This is a genomic window from Desulfovibrio sp. 1214_IL3152 (genome assembly GCF_036763055.1).
Taxonomy (GTDB): Bacteria; Desulfobacterota; Desulfovibrionia; order Desulfovibrionales; family Desulfovibrionaceae; genus Desulfovibrio.
The window spans coordinates 1-4,135 of record NZ_JBAIYW010000391.1 but is presented as its reverse complement, the minus strand read 5'-3'; the positions used below and the strand labels follow the sequence as shown (position 1 = coordinate 4,135).

Sequence of the window (4,135 nt, the reverse complement as noted above, 5' to 3'; positions counted from 1 at the left end):
GACCGGGACAGCAGCCCCCTGGCAACCGCAGGCGATTGCGACAACAGGCCGCCGTCCACAAAAAACATGCCCTGCTTACACTTTCGGGCCAAATATTTTCGTTTCTTTATTATTAAACAACTTCAGATGATTGAATATATATTATCATGATTCAGATTGGCACACCCCACGTCTTGCCGCCTTATGGCATGCCTGAACCCTTGAGGCGCACCATTTTTTCGTGCACATTGCTCTAGATGTAATGTTCCAATAGGTTGTTCACCCTGGCGAATCCGGAACGCCGGTACGATTTTTTAGAAAATCCATATCGCGAACGGTGTCGGTCACGCCCGCTCTGGCGATGTTGCACCGCCCCGCTTGCCGGGCATTTCCCCTGTTACGGCCCGACTCGGGCAGCCCCAGCCTGTTTCTGCTGCACAGAACCGGAAAGCACAATAAAATACAACACCCTTTCATGAAAGGCATAAAAAAGGCTCCCCAGATGATGGAGAGCCTTTTGACATAACGCTTTTCTACCTGACGGGGCAGCACGTCAGCACATCCGCGCCACGGAATGCTTTCAGGGCAAAATTGCTTCGACTGTTACGACAAAGAAAGTTACGGACGAAGACAGCAGCGCTGCATCGCCGTCAAGCAAACATTTCAAGATGAAAATGCTCTACCAGCTCTGCGGCATGGCCGCTACTTCCACAGGCTGCTGTACTTGGCGGCGATGCCGTCCGTGCGCTCCACCAGCCTGTCCACCAGCCCGTCCACTTCTTCATAATTGACGGTGCCAAGTTCACGGGCCAGAAGGTATCCAAGATATCCCTTGCCCTGCTTGAAAACCCAGCACACCGAATAGACCGAGCCGACACCCGGACGATCAGGAAACTCGGCCTTGCTTTCCAGCATGACGTACAGCTTGGGCTGATCCTTTTCTTCATCATCATTCAGGGTAAACAGGCTGCTTTTGTTAAAGCGCTCTTTAAGGCTCGTGCCAAGTCGCGCTCCGATGCTGTCCGTGCCTTCAAGGGATACGCTGACCACGGTCACGCGGTCCGCGCCTTTTTCGGGCTTGTCCTGCACAGGCTTGCCTGCCTGCGGCGTGGCCGCCGCCGCTACGCCCGCCACTGCCAGAACGCAGATCAGGGCCAGAATGCCAAATATTTTGTTCATGCCTTCTCCCTCAACGGTACAGAATGTGCGGCAGGCAGACGCCTTGCGGCACTAGAGCGGATTAACTTTGAGAATATACATTCTCAAAGTTTAAGGCACGCTCACTTCGGCGTTTAACCGCGCAGATAAACTGCGCTTACGCCTCCGTAGCGAACGTCTGCTCACGCAGCCGCCAGAGCAATTTCAAAGTGAAATTGCTCTAAAGCCGCAAATGCCTCTCTGCCGCAATCAGTCTATATAAAATTTAGAAAAATGAAAAGTACAGTCTGGCCCCGCCGGGGCTGCCCCGCAGGCTTTGCCGCGCCACAACGCCTGCAACACTTTGTTACAATTTGTCATACTGGACACACAGTTTGCCGCCTGCCTGCTGCTATATATGAAACCATGCATAATGAAACCGCTTTTTCGCGAATACAGACTCCTGTACCCGCACCTACGGCAAAGGATCTTTTCCGGCAGGGCATGGACTATCTGCGCGACAGGTGGCCCCTTGGCCACTCCCTGCCTGTACCCCTGCACTTTCTTCAGGAAACCAGCAGTGCGTGCGACTCGCCGCCGTGGCATGTGGAGGCCGTGGCGCGCAGAAACCCACGCAGGCACGTGTGCATTCCCTGCGGCTGGATAGCCCGTTACCTGCCGAAAAACACGCCTGTTTTCGAGCCGGGCTGCGGCAGCGGGGCCAACCTGCTGTGGCTGGCCCTCAAGGGCTTTACCAATCTTTCCGGCAGCGACATTGACCCTCGCGTGCTCCATTTCAGCGGGCATTTGCAAAAATATCTGGGCCACAGTCTGGAAACCTGGCAGGACAATGCCCTGTCACCCGCCCGGCTGCCTGAAAAACAGGGGGCCATACTGTCGGTCAACTGGCTGTACCACCTGCCCGGCGCATCGCTGGACGCCTTTATGGAAACGTACAGGCCCTGCCTGAAGCCCGGCGGCTTCTTTGTTTTTGACGTCATCAGCGACAGATACAACGGCGTGACCAACAACCAGTATCATACCGAAGACTGGCGCAAGCCCGAACACCTGCGGCGGCCCTCGGAATATACTTTCCGCCTGTCGCATGAAGATGTGGAACACCTCGCGCGCAAACACGGCTTCCGGGTTTTGCGGCGCACCCTCATCCACAGCCGCCCGCAGCGCTGCGCCTACATACTCGGCAGAACCGCTCTGTAAGGACCCAGCGCCCACAGATGCAGCCTCGTGATTTTGGTTTTATTCCGGCAGGCTGTTTTTTCGCCTGCCGGGCATGTCGGCAGGGCGCACACCGGGGCAGGCCGGAACCGGGCGGCCCCCGTTTGAGCCTGTGAATCTGCCTGGACCTGCCCGTAAATAGCAGGCGACGACAGGACATGGCAGAATGTGACAGCACGGCCCAACCCTGCCGCTGTCCTGCTGCTGTCTGCCGCCCCGTTCCAAAACCTTCCCGCGTATGGCGGGCCTTGTGGCCTCAGGCGTGGCGTTCATCCATCAGCGGCAACTCCAGCCGCGCCCTGAGGCCGCCCTGGGGCAGATTATCAAGAAACAGCGCGGCTTCATGCAGGCCTGCCATGCTGCGGGCTATGGAAAGCCCAAGGCCGTGTCCGCCCGTGTGCCGGTTACGTGAGCCTTCCACACGAAAAAACGGCTCAAAAACCTTTTCCAGCAAGGCCGGGGGCATCCCCGGCCCCTTGTCGTCAATATCCACGCGCAATACGTTTTTCCCGCCGGGCAGCGCCTGAACAGAAGCGGAAAGCACAGCCTCCCGCCCATAACGCAGGGCATTGTCCAACAGGTTATCCAGACAGCGGCGCAGGGCCACAGGATAGATAAGGGCCGGAAGCTCAAGCTCCGGGCCGCGCAGCGTCACGTCCTGGCCCATTTCACGGCGATCCTCCACAATGGATTCAAGAAACGCCTGCATATCCACCCTGACGCGGTCTTCCGTATGCCGGTGGCACTGGGTCATGGCCGTACCCATTTCCACGATGGAATGCAGGCTCTGCACGTCTTCCAGCATCTTCTGCCGGAACGTCCCGGGGGGCGTGCTTTCAAGCCGGAGGCGCATGCGGGTGAGCGGCGTGCGCAGATCATGCGACAGGGCGGCAAAAACCCGCTCCCGTTCCTCCATGATGCCGCTGATGCGCTTTTGCATGGCATTAAACGCCTGTGCCGCGTGGCGCACCTCGCTGGGTCCTTCGTCCGGGACCATGTGGGGCAGGCGCTGCGAGGAACCGAATTTTTCCGCAGCCCGCGCCAGGGTGCGCAAAGGACGCACCAGCCTGTAAACAATGAGCAGCAGCAAGGCCGCAAAAACGACAAATTCCAGGCCAAGCACCACAAAGGGCATGTCTTCAAGATGGGCGCGGTGGGCAGGACCGTCATAGCTGATGCCCAACCATGAACCGTCGGCAAGTTTTATGGTCAGACGGGCCTCAAACGAGCCGGACACGTCCCATAAGGAAAAAAATCTTTCAAAAAGCGAGGCCCACTGCCCGGCCTCTTTGCCGAGAATAATAACCCTCACCTGCGCCTGCATGACCCTCGGCTGCTGGCCGGGCGCGGCCAGATCGTCCAGCGCCTCGCGGATGTGCTCCAGAAAAAAGCGCGAAAGCGTATCTGTCCCCTGCGGCATGTCGGGCTTTTCATCCAGCATTTCCACCCGCACATCTGAAAACCGCGCCAGACCGCGTATAAGCGCGGGCCTGGCTTGCGCCGGTTCCGCTTCAAACATGCGCACGCACAAGGCAATGGTGGCGCTGTGATTAGCCAGCATATTCTGCACCATATGGCGCTCAAAAAAGTCGGCCACGGTAAGGATGGTCACGGTATGCAGGATAAAAAAGGCCCCAAGCAATAAAAGGCTCAGCCGCGAAAACAGGCTTTGGGGCAGGTGGCGGTCGGTGTTCATGCGCTTTCCCGGCGCACTTCCGCCGCCCAGATGTAGCCGTCGCCGCGCACGGTCTTTATGAGCGCGGCCTTTTCGCCGCCCTTGTCG

Annotated in this window: 3 protein-coding genes; 1 reads left to right on the top strand and 2 read right to left on the bottom strand. The window is 58.0% G+C overall.

Going from position 1 to position 4,135, the window contains the following annotated elements:
• Positions 1-681 precede the first annotated feature (681 nt).
• Positions 682-1,158, bottom strand: a complete 477-nt coding sequence (locus V6C07_RS08535; protein WP_333535970.1) for a hypothetical protein — start codon at positions 1,156-1,158, stop codon at positions 682-684.
• A 384-nt stretch (positions 1,159-1,542) separates the two neighbouring features.
• Between V6C07_RS08535 and V6C07_RS08530 the strand changes: the two genes are divergently transcribed.
• The gene (locus V6C07_RS08530; protein WP_333535969.1) at positions 1,543-2,334 is read left to right on the top strand and encodes a class I SAM-dependent methyltransferase; all 792 of its coding nucleotides are present in this window, start codon (positions 1,543-1,545) and stop codon (positions 2,332-2,334) included.
• Between the two features lie 274 nt (positions 2,335-2,608).
• Here V6C07_RS08530 and V6C07_RS08525 read toward each other — a convergent pair whose 3' ends face one another.
• On the bottom strand, positions 2,609-4,048 hold the full coding sequence (locus tag V6C07_RS08525; RefSeq protein WP_333535968.1) for an ATP-binding protein: 1,440 nt from the start codon (positions 4,046-4,048) through the stop codon (positions 2,609-2,611).
• Between the last annotated feature and the right edge of the window lie 87 nt (positions 4,049-4,135).

What these genes read in the sequence shown, in the direction of transcription:
- V6C07_RS08525 (WP_333535968.1), bottom strand. Translation starts at nt 4,048, where the DNA reads ATGAACACCGACCGCCACCTGCCCCAAAGCCTGTTTTCGCGGCTGAGC.
- V6C07_RS08535 (WP_333535970.1), bottom strand. Translation starts at nt 1,158, where the DNA reads ATGAACAAAATATTTGGCATTCTGGCCCTGATCTGCGTTCTGGCAGTG.
- V6C07_RS08530 (WP_333535969.1), top strand. Translation starts at nt 1,543, where the DNA reads ATGCATAATGAAACCGCTTTTTCGCGAATACAGACTCCTGTACCCGCA.